Genomic DNA, 18528 nt, shown 5'->3' on the forward strand with positions numbered 1-18528 from the left:
TTTGGTGGGTGAATTTGCAGCAGACTGTTTGGTATTTAGGCAAGGCAGAGCCTATGTAGTGTGGTTATTCCCCATAAATAGGCGATAACGCAGCATAAATACCAAACATGCGCTGCCCAAAGGGTTCTTTCTAGGGACGATTAACTCTTTGTTGCTCGGTTTTTACTTAGCCCACTAGGTTACAAACCTCGCGCCGCGATTTAATCGCCCCTAGATTGAACAGATTTCAATCCACAAAGATTAACACGCCCTAGGCAAAAAAAAATGGCAAGCTATATAGCTTGCCAACAATAGGGGATATTCAGTGTTTCTAATACTTGCTGTCTCACGGCAAGTACACACAATATAACCATAATATATTTAAGTTACTTTACAGTTAGATGACTCTTTTATTACTACTGTAAAGGGGCTTTACATTGTTTATTGCTTAACCCAAATTATTTCATCGGTAGCAAAGCCCAACTCTTTAGCTTTAGTTAAAAAGTGTTCTTTAAGCTCTTTGCTAACCGTTGGCGTACGCGACAGAAACCACAAGTAATCTTTGTTGTAACTGGTTATAAATGCATATTGATAGTCGGGTTGGTCAAGCTCAAAAATCACGTAAGCCCCATAAAATGGACCAAAAAACGAGACTTTAAAATGTCCGGTGTCAGTGCCTTCAACAAACTTGGCTAAGCCTTCGGCGTTATCCCATTTTTTATCATCCGTTAAATACCCTTTGTTAAGGACCTTTACTGTGCCGTCGTCGTTAATTGAATAAGTCGCGGTAACTTGCTCCATACCTTCTTCGAATGAGTGATTAAGACGCGCTATTTCAAACCACTTGCCTTTATATTTTTGCATATCAAAGTTTTTAACAGGTGTTATTCCATCAGGAGGGCTGGTGCAGGCACTAAGAAAAAACAACCCCGTAATAAGTAAACCGTATTTAATAGCCTTCATGTAAGCTCCTTTTTAAATTACATAAATAGTACGTATTATCTAAATATAGATGAGTATAAAGTTTGCTAGCCGATTAAAAAAATTTGCTATAGGATCATATTAATTCTAAAGCAATAAAAATGACCATAGCATGAAAATTTGGGTAGATGCAGACGCGTGTCCTGTTGTTATAAAAGAAATACTTTTTAGAGCTGCAGAGCGTATGAAAATCGAGACTATTTTAGTGGCTAATCACGCAATGCGTATCCCGCCGTCAAAATACATAAGTCGCGTTCAAGTATCGTCAGGGTTTGATGTAGCCGACGACGAAATAGTAAAACGCGTTGAAAAAGGCGATTTAGTTATTACGGGCGATATTCCGCTAGCAAGTGAAGTAATTGATAACGGCGGGCAAGCACTAAACCCACGTGGCGAGCTTTATACCACCGAAAATATTCGCTCAATACTTAACGTGCGCGACTTTATGGATACCATGCGCTCAAGCGGCGTAGAAATGAGTGGTGGGCCGCCGCCACTTAGCCAAACCGATCGCCAAAACTTTGCAAATAACCTCGACCGTATTTTAGCGCAAAATAAGACGAAGTAAGTGACAGAGCAAGTTGTTGGTTTAGGTGAGTATAATTTTAATGTAGCCGTGTATGTCGCAAAAGCACCGCCTATGCCCTACTTTGAAACCCTACAAAGTATAGAGCCGGTAATTAACGAGCAAATAAATACTATAAACCAGCACTGTGGTAATGGTTGGCGTAAAGTGTTTAACGTGTATGCAAAAGTGCTATTTGCCCTGCCAAGTGAGCATTACTCATTTGCTAAACAAGCCTCTACTTGGCAAGCGTATCGCGATAAATATTTACTTCAAAACGACAGTAAAACAGCCCTTTTATTTAGTGCCCCCATTATTAAAGGCACTAACAAAAATCAGCTACATATAATTGCTGGGCGTACGCACGCTAAAAACTTATTACAACAAGGTAAGTTACATGCACAATTTGATTGGCTCGACGACGAGTTTGCAATAGACACAACTAACAACATTATTGTGTGCCCATATTTTGATTACAGACAGTTAAGTAATATAAAAATTGCGAGGCTTAGCGAGCTAGTCGCGCAGCTAAAAGCCACTAAATAACACATTGTAAGGAACGACCATGGCCGGAATTTTAGAGTTAAACGAATTATTAAGATCAATGCAGCCTGCGCTTAAACAAGGTGAGTACATATTTTGCTGTTTAGCAGGTAAATTGGCTGATTATGTTCATTTAGAGCCACTTGCCACGTATGTTGAAGAAGAAGGGCTAACCCTTATTTTAAAAGCTGAAACCGCAGATAAAGCAGGTATTACTTACGAGGGTAAATATAATTTAATTACCCTTAACGTACATTCAAGCTTAGAGGCCGTGGGGCTAACTGCTGCGGTATCGACAAAGCTGACTGAGCATGGCATTAGCGCTAATGTGGTAGCTGCGTTTTATCATGACCATATTTTTGTACAAACAGACAAGGCACAAGCCGCGATGAAAGCACTTGGAGAGATTGGTTAGGATTTGCTGGCACAGCAACAATCTGATTGATGTAGATATTGGAGCGTCGGATGGCGCTTCGCTTAACCGACCTATATTTCATGATGCTCATGGCTTAAAAGTTTGATTAAATTGTCCAATATCCGCTTTATTTTTTATTACAAATAATAGTTTTTGTATCACTCAACAACTAGCTTTGATACCACCCATTTATGCAGTGGATTTTTACTGTAACGCGGATGCCATGCGGCTATTACATCAAACGGGGCTGGTAACTGTTGCAAATCAATTTTTACCAGCTCTGAGCTTACTGCGCGTGAGGGTAAAAATGCAATGGAGTCTGTAGTTTCTAGATACATCGGTACAATAGAAAAACACGGTGCCGACACAACAACATTGCGTGTTAAATCAAAGCTTTTAAACCAATCGTCAATAGAGCCTTTAAAATTTGGACGTGAAGGCGAGGCAATAATGCTTGGGTAGCTGGCTATTTGCGCAAGCGTTGGTTTAGTCCCTGCTATTGATGAGTTAGGTGAAGTAACGCAAATGTGTTGCTCTTCAAATAGCTTAATAATGGGGTAAGTACTTGGGATATAGTCAGGAAATGCAATAGCAAGGTTTACTTTGCCGCTTTCCATTAAATCGTGCAGGCTGTCTATCTCGAAGTCTCTTATTATAAGCTTTAAATTTGGCGCTTGTGCCCGGAGCACTTTAACTAATGCTGGTAAAACAACTTGCTGTGCGTAGTCGGTAGCGGCTATTACAAACTCATCCTTAACTGTTTTTGGGTCAAATATTTTAGGGGCCAGTAATGCCTGGAAATCGTTTAGTAGTTTGTCTATATCTACCGATAGCTCTTCAGCATATGGCGTAGGCACAAAGCCAGTGGTTTTTCTCAAAAACAGCTGGTCGTTAAACACATCGCGTAACTTTTTTAGTTGCTCACTCACTGCTTGTTGGGTTAAGCCCAATTTACTCGCTGCTTTTGAGGCGTTCTTCTCGCGAATGAGCGCTTGGAAAATACGCAATTGTTTTATATCTAATCGGTCTAACTTGCTCATGCTGCTGCCAGTGTTATTTAGTAATAATATTTAACTTATCACATAACCAAATTATCTTGTATCTCTTACATAAAAGGGTTGTTTCTAATTGTTAAAATACTCCCTTACTATGCTCCTACACACTAAAGTGAACAAATGATTGGAGCAAACAATGAAAACAGTAATATTAATAGGCGCACTAGGAAAAATGGGTCAAGCGGCATTAACCGGTTTATCTAAGCATAAAGTAATTACAGCGGGTCGTTCGGGCGATGTGGATCATATTGTTGATATTACCAGCGAGCAATCAATTACTGAGCTGTATGAAAAAGTAGGCCATTTTGATGCCGTAGTTAATACCGTAGGTTTATGTGAGTACGAAACGTTTGCAGATATGAGCGAAGCCCAGTGGATGAGCACTATTATGAGCAAAATGATGGGGCAAATTAACCTTGTACGCATTGGTCAAAAGTACATTGCCGATGGCGGCTCATTTACGCTAATTAGCGGTATTTTAAACGTTAAGCCGATTCCTTTTGCAATTGCTGATGCAACAACCAGCGGCGCAATAGATACGTTTGCAAAATGCGTATCACTAGAAATGCCACGAGGCACACGTATTAATGTGGTAAACCCTACCGTACTTGAAGAAGCATGGGGCGTTTATGGCGAAATGATGCCAGGTTTTCAGCCAGTACCAGGCAAACTTGTAGGTAAAGCGTTTGAGCGTTCGGTTGATGGTTTTATTAATGGCGAAGTTATTTTTGTAGACGCTTAATTGGCTCAGTCTTTCAAACAGATAGGTGAGCTTTACTTGCAGATTAATAAGCGCTTTGCATTAAAAGAAAGTGACAAAGCGCTTTAAAAACATATTCAAAACGGTGGTAAAATGAAAAAATTAATTCCAATATTTGCTATATTATTGGCTGCAGGTTGTGCCAATGTAACGCCAAGCTCGCAATATGTTAGCGAGCCAGGCGCAAATTCTAATAAAGAATGTAAAACAATACCGCGCCATAAGCACACGGTTCAGTGGTGTAAGCCACATTCTTCTAGATAAATTAAACTACATACCCACTAAAACCTAGGGCTTTAAAATACAGCTTCGGAATGCCAAATTTGCACTCATTTAGCAGTTCGCTAAAGCGCATTCTATCAAGCGGGTAAAACTCATTTTCTAAGTCATGCCCTGTTTGTGTTTTACCGGTTTCGGTTAAACCTAATTGCGCGCACGTTGTAAGCTGGGCTTCGCGCTCGAATGAAGTTTCGGGGCGCATTAAATCCGCAATATAAAGGTTTGCGTCTTTTTTAAGCCTTCCTTTAATTGCTTTTAATAACTCTTTTTTATCGCCGTTATCTTGTAAAAAATGCATTACTAATAAACATAAAACGGCATCGGCTTTAACCGATAACTTATCAACTGGACCATTATGTACATCTACGCGGCTTGTTATGCCTTGCTCATCAAATTGCTGCTGTGCGATAGTAAGCATATCGGCTGATGTATCTTGCACGGTAAATTGCCATGTTGGATTTAGTGCAGCCAGTGCAAGTACTTCTTTGCCTGTGCCAGCTCCTACTACCAAAATATGTGCGTTGTCGCTTAGTGTTGCTTGTAGCTGCGCATTAGTGAGCTGATGTAATAATTCATAACCAGGAACTAAACGGGTTATACGGCTATCGTATTGTGTTGCTTGCTCGCCTGTAAACGTTGGCATTGTATCTCCTTGTTTTCAGTAATGTTGCTTATAAAACTTCAACGGTGGAATATCCACCTGGCTTTTTGGCTACATGCACTTGAGTGGCTACGCGCTCGCTCATTTGTGTTACGTGCGATATAACGCCTACTTTTCTGCCTTGTGCTTGCAAAGAATCCAAAGCGTCCATTGCAATGCTTAGGGTTTCGCTATCTAACGTACCAAACCCTTCGTCAATAAACAAAGAATTGATTTGTACTTTGTTAGACGAAAGCGATGCTAAACCAAGTGCAAGCGCAAGCGATACTAAAAATGACTCACCGCCCGAGAGCGTATTAACAGAGCGTTGCTCGTCGGCCATGTCGCGGTCGATAATGGCAATGTCGAGTGTTTGCGCTATGGCGGTTAATTCGTAGCGTTTGTTGAGTGTTTTTAAATGGCTGTTGGCATAGTGCAGTAATATTTTTAACGTTTGTGTTTGTGCTAAGTTACGCATGGTTTTACCCGTTGCATCGCCCAATACTTTATTAAGCAAGTGCCATTGCTCTACCTGTGTTTTAAGCGTAGTTAACTCGGCTTGTTTGCCTTCAAGCGCCTTTGCGTTTTGGTTGTGTTGCTCAATAGCGGTATTAGTTGCTAGTAATGAATTTTGCAGCTGCGTTTGTTGCTCGTTTAAGCTGCTTAATTGCGTACTTAAAGCCTCTGCACTTTGTGTTGGTTTATCGCTACTGTTGTGTTTTTCAAGGGTAAGTTGCTGCTGTTTTAATGCGGCATTTGCATCTGTTAACGCTTGAGTTAACTGCTCATGCTGAGTTAAATGCGCTTTTATAGTCTCGCTACTTAGCGTTAGTAAAATTTTGATCTGTTCGTGCGTTACATTGCTAAATTGCGCTTTAAAGTCGGTAAACCACTGGTTATAACGTGCTTCAAGTGTTGCTAGTTCTTGGCTATTTTCAAGTAAGCGTTGCTCTACATTTTTAAGCGTTATAGCGTGCTCATCTCGTTGTTTTATAGCGTCGTCATAGGCTTTTTGACTCGCTTGAACCTGCGATTGCTTTTGCTCTCGCTCACTTATAAGTTTTGCTTGGTAGTCGTCTGCGCTTATTTGCTCATTATTAAATAAAGCTAAGCGCTCACTTTGTACCGCGTTTAATAGCTCTTTAGCTTTTACAAACTCTTCATTAAGTACTTTTAACGATTGCTCGCTTTTACTAACAAGCGGGCTAAGCTGCTTTATTTGCTCATTAGCTGTGTCTTGGCGCTTTTGGCTTTGTTCAAGTTGCGTTTGAGTTTGCTGATACTGCGTAACTTGCTCGTGCAGCTGGGTAAGTTCAAGCGTATTGGCCTGTAGTTGCTGCCAAAAATCACTATTTTCAAATTGGCTATTGAGCGTTGTACCGAGCTCGTTAATTTGCGTACTTAGCTCGTTATGCTTACTCGTTAACTGGCTTTGCTGATGTGTAAGCTCAAGGTGTTTATTACTCAGTTGCTGCTGTATTTGCTGCTCTGCTTTAAGTGCTGCTTGTAGCTCATTTACTTTAGTTTGCAGTGTACGTTGACGTTTTTGTTGCTCAAAGTATTGCGCTTTTTGCTGCGTTAATTGCTTATAAGTTACTTCAAGCTGATCAGGGGGCAAACTAAAAAGTTCTGTGCGAGCTGCTTGCATAGTGTTGACAATTTCAAGCCGCTTGGTGAGTGCCGTTTGTATTACTTGCTCAAGTTGCCCGTGTTCAGCAGTTAAAACGGCATGTTGAGTTTGGTGCTTATGCAGCTCGCTTTGTGCATGATCAAATTGCTTTTTAGCTATATTAAAAGCATTTTCAAAATCAGTAATTAAGTTATTTAATTGCTGATTTTGGTTTACCGCGTACGGGTGCTCGGTGGCGCCGCATACTAAGCAAGGCTCATTAGGGCGAAGCTCAGTGCGTAAATGTTCTACGTTTTCGCTGGCCCTTAAACGCGCTTGGTTAAGTGCGTACTCGTTGCCTTTAAGCGCTTGCTCGCTGGTTATTAAATTTTGGTTAAGTAAAGCATGGGCTTGCTGACTTTCATTTAACTGCTGATTGAGTACTTGTTGGCGTTGAGTGCTTTGTTTTAGTTCTGCGTTAAATTGCTTATAGCGCTCTCGCTGCTCTTTTAAGTAATCAATACTTTTTAACTGCGCGTCGCAGTGCTCTGCATTAAATTCATTAAGCTGAGTATTTAATACCTGTAATGCCGATTGCTCGTTATTAAGTAACGCCTCGCACTGCTGCACTTTATTATTTTGTGTATTTAAAAGCTCACTCTGACCCGCAAGCTCGGTATTAAGAGTTTGGCTTTGCGCAGCGTTTGCGGTTAATTGCTGCTGTGCATTTAAGTAGGTATTAAAGCTTTGCTGATAGTAGCTCCAGTCTTTGGCTAAAACATGCAGCTGTGCATGCTCATTAAGCCATTGCTGGCTTTTAGTTGAGTCGGTTTTAACAATTTCTAGCTCGTTATTACTTTGTTTAAGCTGCAAATTAAGCTCATCAAACTGAGATTGCTCTTTGGTTATTTGCGACTCAGTACCTTTTACAGCTTGAGTTTGCAAGGCAATGTTACTATCGAGCTCTCGCGCTTTAGCTATAATAGGCGCTGCATTTTGTTTTTGCTCATTGGCGTTATTAAGCAGCTCTGTATGCTTAGCTAGCGCGGTATTACGCTCGTTAATTACCGCTAAATGATCAACACTTTTAAGTGATGTTATTTGCTGATCCAACGCCGTATTTTGATCGGTTAATTGAGCAAAACGGCTGCGGTTATCTTTTATTTCAAGCGCTTGTTTAGCTTGTTTTGCCTGCTCGCTTTGCTCAACGATACTTTCAAGCGCTGAGCTTGCTTGTTGCTGAGTTTGCTGTGCTTGCAGTAAGTTTTGCTCAAGCACTGTAGCTTGCTGATACCAGTTAAGTGCTTTTTCGGTTTTGGATAACTCTTTTTTAGTGTGTTCGGTTTGCGCTTTTAAATCGGTTAACTTGGTTTGTTGTAGCTCAAGTTCATCGCTCGTTAGCAAAGTATAGCTTTGAAGGCCTGCTTTGAGCGCTTCAAGCTTTGCTACTTGCTCTTTATGGCGCTCAAAAATACGTACGCCAATACGGCTAAATTTATCGGTGCCTGTTAAACACTCTAAAAGCTGCGCTCGCTCATCGCCAGTGGCTTTTAAAAATGCAGCAAACTCATGTTGCGCTAAAAGTACGGCGCGTGAGAACTGCTCAAAATTAAGCCCTATTTTACTTTCTACTTCTTTTATTGTTTGGCTTTTATCGGCTATTAGGGTTTCGTCTGGCAGAGTTACTAATGTGTGCTCTGGTGTTTTTAGTTTGCCTGTTACTTTTTTATGAGTGCGTGAAATTGTATAACGTGCACGATAAAGCTGTTTATCTTGCCCTAAAAAGTCGACCTCGGCGTAACCTTCCCATGTGCCTCTGCGTAGCAAATTTCGCGCATCATTAAGCTTAATGCTGTCGCCATTAAACTCAATTAAGTTACCTTTATCACCGCGCAGCCTCGCCGTTTTTGTATAAAGAGCTAAACAAATAGCATCTAAAAAGGTACTTTTACCAGCACCGGTATCGCCTGTTATCGCAAACAAGCCTGCATCTTTTAATGGCGCTTGAGTAAAGTCTATTTCAGCGTCAACTATCGAGGCTAAATTATGAATACGAACTGCGGTTATTTTCATAGTTGTTCTTGCTCCGTAAGCTCGTTTATCACGTCACTTAAAAGTGCTTTTAGCTCATCGGGTACGCTTTGCCCTACCATGTCTTTATCGTTTGCGAACGCTTGTTCTAATAAGTTAAGCGGGTTGAGCATTTCAACCTCGCTTAAATCTTCAAATACGGTGTTGTCATCATTTTGCGCTGATTGCTCACGTACACGTTCAATACCACAAAATTTAATATGTTTGCCTTCAAGTGCTTGTTCTATTTGTTCCCTGAAGGTGGTGTCGGTATCGCTTGATTTAAGCTTTACACGTAAATAAGGCGCTATTGTATTTTGTGCGGTGTCGAGCGCTTTAATTTGCTCGCATAGTTCGTTTAATGGCACGCATTCCCCTTTTGGTAAAACAATTACATCGGCAGAGCGCGGAATGTAAAGGGGGTTTACAGCTGTGCTAATATCTTGTTTTTCATCAGTAATAAACTCAATAACATTTACTTGGTGCGTGTAGTTACGTTCTGAAAACGACATAGGTATAGGTGTGCCGCTGTAGCGAATAATATCGCTTTTAGCGACCTGTTGCGCTTTGTGTAAATGCCCAAGGGCAACATAGTTGGCTTGCTTACCAAATACATTGGCTGAAATAGACTCCTCACCACCTATTACTAAATTACGCTCAGAATCACTTGAAATGTCCCCGCCTTTTGCGTGTAAATGCCCCATAACTATTAATGGTGAGTTTTGCTCGTTTATATTATTAGCGTGTTCTAGTGCAAGCTCGTAAGCTTTTGCAACGCCTTGAGCATAACTAGGGCCGCTTTCAGTTTGGCTAAGTAAACTTACATCACTTGCGCGTAAAAATGGCATAGCGACAATTACAGCGCGTTTACCATTAGTATTGATGGTAATAACAGTTTCATTGGGTGTTGCGACATCAAAGCGCCCTACTACGTGTGTATCAAATTGCACTAGTAATGGCTGAGCTGCCAAAATACGATTTGCAGAGTCGTGATTACCCGCAATAATTACTACGTGTAATTGTGGGCATGCCTTTTTGGCGTCTTTAATAAATTGATAAAGCTGATTTTCGGCGCTAGCGCTTGGAGTCGCTGTATGATAAATGTCGCCAGCAACTAAAAGTAAGTCTATTTGTTGTTCAACAAGAGTGGCTAATAACCATGTAAAAAAAGCTTGATGTTCAACACGGCGATCGTGTTCGTAAAATTGTTGGCCAAGGTGCCAATCTGAGGTGTGGAGGACTTTCATGTAGCGCTCTTAATAAAACCGTAAGAGCGCCAATATACCCAAGGCAGTTAAAGATGCAAGCCTAAGCCGTGCATTACCTTAGGTTAAACTATACCAAGCTGAAAAAACAACCGGTAATGCTAAAAGGGCCATTAATAATGGAATTTTTAACGTTTTAGTTTGTTTTGCGTGTAGCGCCTTTAATGCATTAGTTTCGTTGCACGCTGCTACTTTATCGATATAAAAATAACCCGAATCGAGATACTGCTTACAGTTATTCTCACTTGCTGGAACCGCAATTAGTTCTTGTTGTTTTTTTAGGATGTAAAAATCCATAAGCCCACCGCATTTCTTGCTAGTAATCGATATTAATTTGAGGATAAATGTGACGAATTTATTTGCCTCAAATAAAAAGGTTGGCGATTTTAAATATAAACTGCACTAAAGATCAACCTAAAATTACACTATTTATCATTTATCGTAAAAATAGCGAATATTAAGGAAGTTCGGCAATATTTGAGCCAATAATTCAGCTGTTTTCACTGTGTTTTTGTTCAGTAGAGTGGGCTTTTAGCCCATTTTTCTTGTTGCAAATTAGAAATATTAATACGTAGTATTATTGGTTTACCTGATAATGCTAAAGCAATACTTTTTTAGCAAAGTAGCTAAAGTTAATGTTCTTTTTCAAGCTCTATAACTTTGTATCTATTCGCTCAAAACCATTATTAAAACCCGCTTTTGTAAACCCCCTTTACAGTATTTATTTAGTCGTATTTTGTTACAAAATAATTGTACTTTTCAATCTAAAAAATTAAGTGAATATCACCCTAAAAATACGGTACTTGGTCGCTAATTTATTGAAGCTCACAAGTATATTTGTCAAAGTATGCTCACAAAATTATATTAGGACTAACAATGAAAAAAATAGGTCTTACGCTAAGTGCTTTTATATTGCCTTTGGCAATATCTAGTGCGGCTATGGCGTCTTCAGTTGAGCAAACAAAAGGTACTTTTGTTGATAAATTTCGTCAATTAGACGAAGCGCTTCCTACACCCAATGTTTATCGTAGTGCCGCTGGCGAACCAGGTGAAAAATACTGGCAGCAACGTGTAAACTACGACATTGATGTAAAGCTAGATGAAAAAAAGCACCGTATTACGGGTAGCCAAAGTATTGAATATAAAAATAACTCTCCGCATACACTTAAATATTTATGGTTACAGTTAGATCAAAATATTTTTAAAAGTGACTCTATTGCCGAAACAACTAAAACGTTTAAAAGCACTTTAAAAAGCCTACCAGCTCAAAAGCCTGCTAAATTAAGTTTAGGCGACTTACGCCGTCAGCAATTTATGAGCGACAATGAACTGGGTTATACAATCAGTGGCGTAAAAGATGACGATGGTAAAGAACTGCGCGTAACTGTAGTTGATACTTTAATGCGCATTGATTTAAACGAGCCATTAAAACCAGGTAAAGAAGTCGAATTTAGCATGAACTTTGCCTTCAACATTGTTGAAGAAGATGCAGTGGGTGCACGTTCTGGTTACGAGCATTTTGAAGAAGATGGCAACGACATATTCTTAATTGCTCAGTGGTTCCCTCGCTTAGCGGCTTATACCGATTACGAAGCATGGACAAACAAGCCATTTTTAGGTTCTGGTGAGTTTACGCTTGAGTTTGGTGATTATGATGTTGAGATTACTGTTCCTGCGGATCATATTGTATCGGCAACAGGTAAGCTTGATAACGCGAGCAAAGTACTAACAAGTACTCAGCGCAAACGTTTAAAGCAAGCTGAAACATCTAAGCGTCCTGTGTTTATTGTTAACGCAGAAGAAGCGCTAGAAAACGAAAAAGAAGGCACCGACAAAACTAAAACGTGGCACTTTAAAGCAGAAAATGTTCGTGACTTTGCTTGGGCATCGTCTCGTAAGTTTATGTGGGATGCAAAAGGTTATCAGCAAGGTGGCGACGTTCAGCCGCTTGTAATGGCTATGTCGTTCTTCCCTAAAGAAGGTGGTGACTTATGGAAGAAATACTCAACTGAAGCGGTAGTACACACGATGGAAGTGTACTCTAAGTATTCTTTTGATTATCCATACCCAACCGCACAGTCGGTTAATGGACCAGTTGGTGGTATGGAATACCCAATGATCACCTTTAACGGCCCACGTACTAAGTTGCAAGATGATGGTACTCGTACTTATTCTCAGGCTGAAAAGCGCTTTTTACTTGGCGTAGTTATTCATGAAGTTGGTCATATTTACTTTCCAATGATTGTTAACTCAGATGAGCGCCAATGGACGTGGATGGATGAAGGCTTAAATAGCTTTTTAGATGGTGTTGCTGGTCGTGAATGGGATCCTACTATTCCTTGGGGTGTTGAGCCTCGCGATATAGTGAGCTACATGAAGTCTGAAAACCAAGTACCAATTATGACTCAGTCAGACAGCGTATTACGTTTAGGCCCAAATGCTTATACTAAACCTGCAGCTGCGCTTAATATTTTACGTGAAGTAATTTTAGGCCGTGACTTATTCGACTTTGCATTTAAAGAGTATGCTCAGCGCTGGAAATACAAGCGCCCTACCCCAGCTGATTTTTTCCGTACAATGGAAGAAGCCTCTGGTGTTGATTTAGATTGGTTTTGGCGTGGCTGGTTTTACACCACAGATCATGTTGATATCTCTTTAGATAAAGTGTATCAACTTCGTTTAGACACTAAAAACCCTGATATTGATTACAGCCGTTTACGTGATATTGAGGCAGACAAGCCTACGTCATTATTTGTTGAGCGTAACCGCGCCGAAGGTAAAAAAACATGGGTTGAGCAAAATCCTGATGTTACCGACTTTTATGACGAAAACGACCGCTTTACTGTAACCAATAAAGAACGTAACTCGTACAATAAGTTTTTAAAAGGTTTAGAGCCGTGGGAGCGCAAAACGCTTGAACGTGCTTTAGAAGAAGATAAAAACTACTACGTTATGGAATTTTCAAACCTTGGTGGTTTGGTAATGCCTATATTGCTTGAGCTAACATATGAAGATGGCACAACTGAAGAGCGTTATATCCCTGCTGAAATTTGGCGTCGTAATTATAAAAATGTTCAAAAGCTAATTGTGACCGATAAAAACAAACCGCTTGTATCAGTTACTGTAGATCCAGGCTGGGAAACAGCTGACGTAGATGTTGAAAACAATAACTACCCTCGTCGTATTATTCCTTCACGTATTGAAGTGTTTAAAAAGGAAAAGAGTAAAGCTAAAGTAAGTCGCGATATCATGCAAGATATTAAAACTGAGCTTAAAACCGATGAGAAGAAAGACGAAAAAGATGACGGTGGGGAGCCGCAATAATGCGCTTTTTGCTTATTATTGTTTGCCTTTTAGTTGCTGCGCCAAGTATGGCGCATCAACTAAAGTCGTCAGTTACAACCGTGCTTTTTAATAAACGAACGCATAATGTTGAATTAATGCATCGCTTTTATTTACATGATACCGAACACGCCGTAGGAACATTATTTGAAGGCAAAATCGATATTATTAGTAATAAAGCCGACCAACAGCGTTTTGCTAAATATGTTGAATCGCACGTTGCTCTACAAACGTTAAGTGGTGAGCCTTTACCACTTAGCTTTGTAGGGGCGCAAGTAGATGGTAAGTTTTTTTGGGTTTACCAAGAAGCACCAATTCCTGAAAACATTGAAGGAATTAAAATGAGCAATGGCGCGCTTCGTGATTTATGGCCATCTCAGGTAAATATGGTAAACGTTGAGGGCAAAGGTAAGATTAAAACCTTAAACTTTGCACAAGATGATACTTGGCTCGAAGCCCGCTTTGAGCAAAATTAATAGTTAAAACTTCCCCAACCGACGCGCACAGCAGTTTATGTGCGCGTTTTCTTCATACGTTTAAACTGCATTCATATTTGATCTGTTATTTGTAAATTTACGTAAAAATTGGTAGTTCAATTTGTATATTTACCTTTTTTTGCGCATGATATATCAAGCACTTAAATTACTTTGTTATCAATAGATTGATAATGGTGCGTATTAATATTTAAATATAGTTAGTTTCATTTATCCCTCTGTATTTACCGGCCTAGGGCATAAGCAGTAGAGAATTTTATGTTTAAATTTCATTTAGTAATAACTAAGTTCAGGGAATGATATGACTACTCAGGTTGAGGCTATTTATGGTGTGATTTTTGATTTAGATGGGACATTAGTTTCATCAGAATTAGATTTTGCATTAATAAAGGCCCAAATAGGTTGCCCTTGCGAGCAAGACTTACTTGATTACATTGCTCAGTTGCCCTCACCGTATATGCGTGAAGAGGCAATGAATATAGTTCACCAACACGAATTAATAGACGCTCAACATGCCAGTATTTTACCTGGCGTGAGTGAAGCTATAAATGCTTTAAAGTCTAAAAATATACCGATGGCAATTGTTACTCGCAATTTTGATAAAGCGGCTGCAATTAAATTACAAAATAACCCACTTCCTATTAGTACAGTTTTAACGCGAAGCGATGCTCCTGCAAAACCAGATCCTAGTGCTTTGAATGCTATTGCTACACTTTGGAACATTAATGCTAGAAATTTACTTTATGTAGGCGATTACCTTTACGATATTCAAGCTGCGCATAATGCAAATATGCGCGCGTGTTTATACGCTCCAGAGTTAACGCCAGCCTACGCCGATCAGGCAGATTACGTTTTGCATGACTTTGCGGAATTAGTAACATTAGTTGAGAGTTATTCTGAAAAAATAGAGTTATGTTAAATAGCATGCCATTTGATTTATTCTGACATAAGTTTGTAGTTATAAAAGTTTTTATTAATCAAGTTTTGCCCATTGCGGAGCTAGCCCAATACGTTTTGAATTGGTAAAATACCGCAAAACGTAACGTATTCATTAGGGGCACAAAATGGGCAGAGCATTTGTAGTTCGTCAAAGTTCTATGATCAAAACAGCCAATGCAAAAACAAAAGTAAACTCAAAGTACGGTAAAGAGATTTACGTTGCAGCAAAAAGTGGTGATCCCGATCCCGAAGTAAACCAAACACTTCGCCGTCTAATCGAAAAAGCTAAAAAAGACCAAGTACCCGCACACGTTATCGAAAAAGCAATTGAAAAAGCAGCCGGTGGCGCAGGAGAAGATTACTCTGTTGCCCGTTATGAAGGCTATGGCCCTGGTAACTGCATGGTTATTGTTGACTGTTTAACAGACAATCCGAACCGTACTATCAAAGATGTACGTTTGCCATTTACTAAAACAGACTCAAAAATTGGTACTCCTGGCTGTGTAGCGCATATGTTTGATCATTATGCGGTACTTGGCTTTGCAGGCGATGACGATGAAGTCGTATTAGAAGCATTAATGATGGCTGATGTTGATGTAAGCGATGTTGAAGCCGAGGACGGTAAAATATCAGTATTTGCACCGCCAACAGAATACTTCAAAGCTAAAACAGCCCTTGAAGACGCATTTGAAGGCATTAACTTTGAAGTTGACGAAATTACGTTTATCCCTCAAGTTAATATTGAAATTGAAGATGAAGAAGTTATTGCTAACTTTGATAAGTTTATAAATATGCTTGAAGATTGTGACGATGTACAAAATATTTATCACAATGCCATTGTAAAAAATTAAACGTAAATGGTTAAAAGCTTTAAAAAGCGTGTTTTGTGTATGCAAAACACGCTTTTTTACGTTTGAATAAATGTTAGATATTCATGTGTATTATGCTTATTTGAGTATATATTTTTAAAATGCCACATAAGCGCTGTTTTTTAATTTCAGGCGATAAAAAACCAGCTTAAAAGCTGGTTTAGTACTTAATTTTGATTAAGCAGTTAAAGCGTATTCGATTTTTGTGCTTTATATTTTATGCGGTAGCTATGTAGTAGTGGTTCAGTGTAACCACTAGGTTGCGTTACTCCCTCTAAAACTAAGGCAGTAGCAGCTTGAAACGCAATACTGTTATTAAGGGTTTCTTCGCTTGTTGCCATGGGCGTATACGCAGTGTCATGCTCGTTTTGTCCATCAACCACTTTAGCCATTTTAGCCATTGTTGATTTTATTTGCGCCTGTGAGCAAACGCCATTTAGTAACCAATTAGCCATATGTTGGCTTGAAATACGCAGTGTGGCTCTGTCTTCCATTAGCCCAATATGGTTAATGTCAGGTACTTTTGAGCAGCCTACGCCTTGATCAATCCAACGTACAACGTAACCTAAAATACCTTGTGCGTTGTTTTCAAGCTCACTTTGAATATCTTCTTTTGAGAGCGTTTTAGGGTCTGCCATTAGCGGCGGTGTAAGCAGATCATTAAGGCTAGCAATAGTACGTTTAGCAATACTTTGCTGCTCAGTAAATACGTTTATATCGTGATAATGCATTGCATGCAGGGTAGCGGCTGTAGGGGAGGGCACCCATGCAGTATTAGCGCCTGATTTAGGATGCGCTTGTTTTTGCTCCATCATTAATGCCATTTTATCTGGCATTGGCCACATGCCTTTACCTATTTGGGCTTTATGACTTAAGCCACAAGCAAGACCAATATCGACATTGCGATCCTCATAGGCTTGTATCCATGATTGCTGCTTAATCTGTGCTTTTGGAAGCACAACGCCCGCTTGCATAGAGGTATGAATTTCATCGCCTGTGCGGTCTAAAAACCCAGTATTTATAAATACAACACGCTCTTTAGCTGCATAAATACAGGCTTTTAGGTTTACAGAAGTACGGCGTTCCTCATCCATAATCCCCATTTTAAGCGTATTTTTAGGTAAGCTTAGTGCTTCCTCTACTAAGCTAAATAAAGTGTTAGTAAACGCCACCTCTTCAGGGCCATGCATTTTAGGTTTTACTATATTAATACTTTGCGCGCTTGAATTTTTTATACCTGTTTTTTTATTTAGGTCGTGCAGGGCAGCGGTGGCAGTAAACATCGCATCCATAATACCTTCAAATACCGGTTGATTGTACACATCGGTAATAGCAGGGTTCGTCATTAAATGGCCAACGTTTCTTACAAACATCATGCTGCGGCCTTTTAAAGTAATTGTACCGCCGTCAAGTGAGGTGTATGTTTTATCACTTTGTAGGGTACGCTCTACGGTTTTATCGCCTTTTTTAAACGATTCAACTAAGTTACCTTGCATCAAACCTAGCCAATTTTTATAAACCTGTACTTTATCTTCTGCATCTACTGCAGCTACAGAATCTTCACAATCCATAATAGTGGTGAGTGCCGCTTCTAATACCACATCTTTTAAGCCAGCTTTATCTGCTTGGCCAATAATGTGATGGTGATCGATATGTAGCTCTATGTGTAAGTCATTGTTTTTTAATAACACTACGGTTGGGTTTTGTGCTTCACCTTGATAGCCAATAAGCTGAGTTGGATTAGCTAATGTGGTTTGAGAGCTGTCACGCAAGGTAATTAAAAGTGCGCCATCGACTACTGAGTAATTCGTGCTTTCTATATGCGAGCCATTGGTCAGCGGCAATGCTTTATCTAAAAACTGGCGAGCGTAGGCCATTACCTTAAAACCACGAACAGGATTGTAGGTATTACCTTTTTCAGCCCCGTCATCTTCGCTTAACACATCAGTACCATATAAAGCGTCGTATAACGAGCCCCAGCGAGCGTTAGCGGCATTAAGTGCAAATCGTGCGTTACTTACAGGCACAACCAACTGAGGGCCTGCTGTAAGGGCTACTTCGGGCTCTACATTTTGGGTTTCAATTTCAAAATTGACAGGCTCTTTTACTAAGTAACCAATATCTTCCAAAAAGGCTTGGTATTTAGCGCTATCCCAGGTTTTATTAGCAATATGGTAGTCGTCTATCTGCTGTTGAAGCAGCTCTCGCTTTTCAAGCAGTGCCTTATTAATCGGGGTAAGTGTTTGCACTATATGTGCAAAGTTCTGCCAAAATTGATGCTCACTTAAGTGAGTGCCTGGTAGTAATTGATTTTTAACAAAATCAGCGAGTTGTGTGTCTACGCTGAGTCCTGAATGTGTGAGAGTGTGGGACATAGTTGCCTTCCTTTAAACGGTCGCGATGTTGTTGTGTGCTAGTGCGTTAAGGCAACAATAACTCAAAAAGGCAATGTTGAGTGCTTTTTAGCCATTCACAAAATATATAGCCACAATAACAACTATAAATTTACTAAATCTAGAAAAGGAGCCTAATGTTGAATTAAGCGCTACGGAGCACACACTCCTAGCCACTCTCACAACATTAAAATAATTTATACCAATCTGCTTATATATGGGGTCTATTTAACGTTAAGAAAATTACGCTAGAGCTAGGCAAAAATTTTTGTATCTAGTTATTCTAAATAAAAAAATTTTTAACGACGTTATAGTGCAATTTAATTCGTT

General features: G+C 39.7%; 16 protein-coding genes. 9 read left to right on the forward strand and 7 right to left on the reverse strand.

The genetic code is table 11. The features are described 5' to 3' along the window. Positions 1-420 precede the first annotated feature (420 nt). Entirely contained in the window at positions 421-942 is a 522-nt protein-coding gene (locus tag EU510_RS06600) for a lipocalin family protein (RefSeq protein ID WP_149592795.1), read from the reverse strand. A gap of 130 nt (positions 943-1072) precedes the next feature. Here EU510_RS06600 and EU510_RS06605 point away from each other — a divergent pair, with 130 nt between their 5' ends. Genes EU510_RS06605 through EU510_RS06615 form a run of 3 tightly spaced genes read left to right on the forward strand, consistent with a single transcriptional unit; the run spans position 1073 to position 2483 of the window. Continuing rightward, entirely contained in the window at positions 1073-1528 is a 456-nt protein-coding gene (locus EU510_RS06605; RefSeq protein ID WP_149592796.1) for a YaiI/YqxD family protein, read from the forward strand. Next, entirely contained in the window at positions 1529-2071 is a 543-nt protein-coding gene (locus EU510_RS06610) for a DUF6942 family protein (protein ID WP_149592797.1), read from the forward strand. Positions 2072-2090: 19 nt separating this feature from the next. Further along, positions 2091-2483 (forward strand): ACT domain-containing protein, encoded by a 393-nt coding sequence (locus EU510_RS06615; RefSeq protein WP_149592798.1) that lies wholly within the window; start codon positions 2091-2093, stop codon positions 2481-2483. 158 nt (positions 2484-2641) lie between these two features. On the opposite strand, the gene EU510_RS06620 is transcribed toward EU510_RS06615, so the two are convergent. Then, complete coding sequence (locus EU510_RS06620; RefSeq protein ID WP_149592799.1) at positions 2642-3523, reverse strand: LysR family transcriptional regulator; 882 nt, start codon at positions 3521-3523, stop codon at positions 2642-2644. Positions 3524-3674: 151 nt separating this feature from the next. Between EU510_RS06620 and EU510_RS06625 the strand changes: the two genes are divergently transcribed. Then, positions 3675-4280: a short chain dehydrogenase gene (locus tag EU510_RS06625; protein ID WP_149592800.1), complete on the forward strand. Its 606-nt coding sequence runs from the start codon at positions 3675-3677 to the stop codon at positions 4278-4280. 111 nt (positions 4281-4391) lie between these two features. Beyond that, positions 4392-4562, forward strand: coding sequence for a hypothetical protein (locus EU510_RS19885; RefSeq protein WP_188085404.1), 171 nt, complete (start codon positions 4392-4394; stop codon positions 4560-4562). A 1-nt stretch (position 4563) separates the two neighbouring features. On the opposite strand, the gene EU510_RS06630 is transcribed toward EU510_RS19885, so the two are convergent. The 4 genes from EU510_RS06630 to EU510_RS06645 all read right to left on the reverse strand — a co-directional run bounded on the left by EU510_RS06630 (position 4564) and on the right by EU510_RS06645 (position 10458). Beyond that, on the reverse strand, positions 4564-5220 hold the full coding sequence (locus EU510_RS06630; RefSeq protein ID WP_149592801.1) for a class I SAM-dependent methyltransferase: 657 nt from the start codon (positions 5218-5220) through the stop codon (positions 4564-4566). A gap of 28 nt (positions 5221-5248) precedes the next feature. Then, positions 5249-8899: an AAA family ATPase gene (locus tag EU510_RS06635; protein WP_149592802.1), complete on the reverse strand. Its 3651-nt coding sequence runs from the start codon at positions 8897-8899 to the stop codon at positions 5249-5251. Next, the gene (locus tag EU510_RS06640; protein ID WP_149592803.1) at positions 8896-10143 is read right to left on the reverse strand and encodes an exonuclease SbcCD subunit D C-terminal domain-containing protein; all 1248 of its coding nucleotides are present in this window, start codon (positions 10141-10143) and stop codon (positions 8896-8898) included. The genes EU510_RS06635 and EU510_RS06640 overlap by 4 nt, the downstream gene beginning before the upstream one ends. A gap of 78 nt (positions 10144-10221) precedes the next feature. Beyond that, the gene (locus tag EU510_RS06645) at positions 10222-10458 is read right to left on the reverse strand and encodes a hypothetical protein (protein WP_024600378.1); all 237 of its coding nucleotides are present in this window, start codon (positions 10456-10458) and stop codon (positions 10222-10224) included. A 579-nt stretch (positions 10459-11037) separates the two neighbouring features. Here EU510_RS06645 and EU510_RS06650 point away from each other — a divergent pair. From EU510_RS06650 to EU510_RS06665, 4 genes are all read left to right on the forward strand, one after another. Then, on the forward strand, positions 11038-13485 hold the full coding sequence (locus EU510_RS06650) for a M1 family metallopeptidase (protein WP_149592804.1): 2448 nt from the start codon (positions 11038-11040) through the stop codon (positions 13483-13485). Further along, entirely contained in the window at positions 13485-13979 is a 495-nt protein-coding gene (locus EU510_RS06655) for a DUF6702 family protein (protein ID WP_138490128.1), read from the forward strand. The genes EU510_RS06650 and EU510_RS06655 overlap by 1 nt, the downstream gene beginning before the upstream one ends. A gap of 319 nt (positions 13980-14298) precedes the next feature. Beyond that, entirely contained in the window at positions 14299-14916 is a 618-nt protein-coding gene (locus tag EU510_RS06660) for an HAD family hydrolase (RefSeq protein WP_149592805.1), read from the forward strand. A 145-nt stretch (positions 14917-15061) separates the two neighbouring features. Further along, positions 15062-15787: a YebC/PmpR family DNA-binding transcriptional regulator gene (locus tag EU510_RS06665; RefSeq protein ID WP_002959197.1), complete on the forward strand. Its 726-nt coding sequence runs from the start codon at positions 15062-15064 to the stop codon at positions 15785-15787. Positions 15788-15990: 203 nt separating this feature from the next. Here EU510_RS06665 and EU510_RS06670 read toward each other — a convergent pair whose 3' ends face one another. Continuing rightward, positions 15991-18180, reverse strand: coding sequence for a malate synthase G (locus EU510_RS06670; protein WP_149592806.1), 2190 nt, complete (start codon positions 18178-18180; stop codon positions 15991-15993). Positions 18181-18528 lie beyond the last annotated feature (348 nt).

The sequence above is a fragment of the Pseudoalteromonas sp. FUC4 genome (assembly GCF_008370255.1).
GTDB lineage: Bacteria > Pseudomonadota > Gammaproteobacteria > Enterobacterales > Alteromonadaceae > Pseudoalteromonas.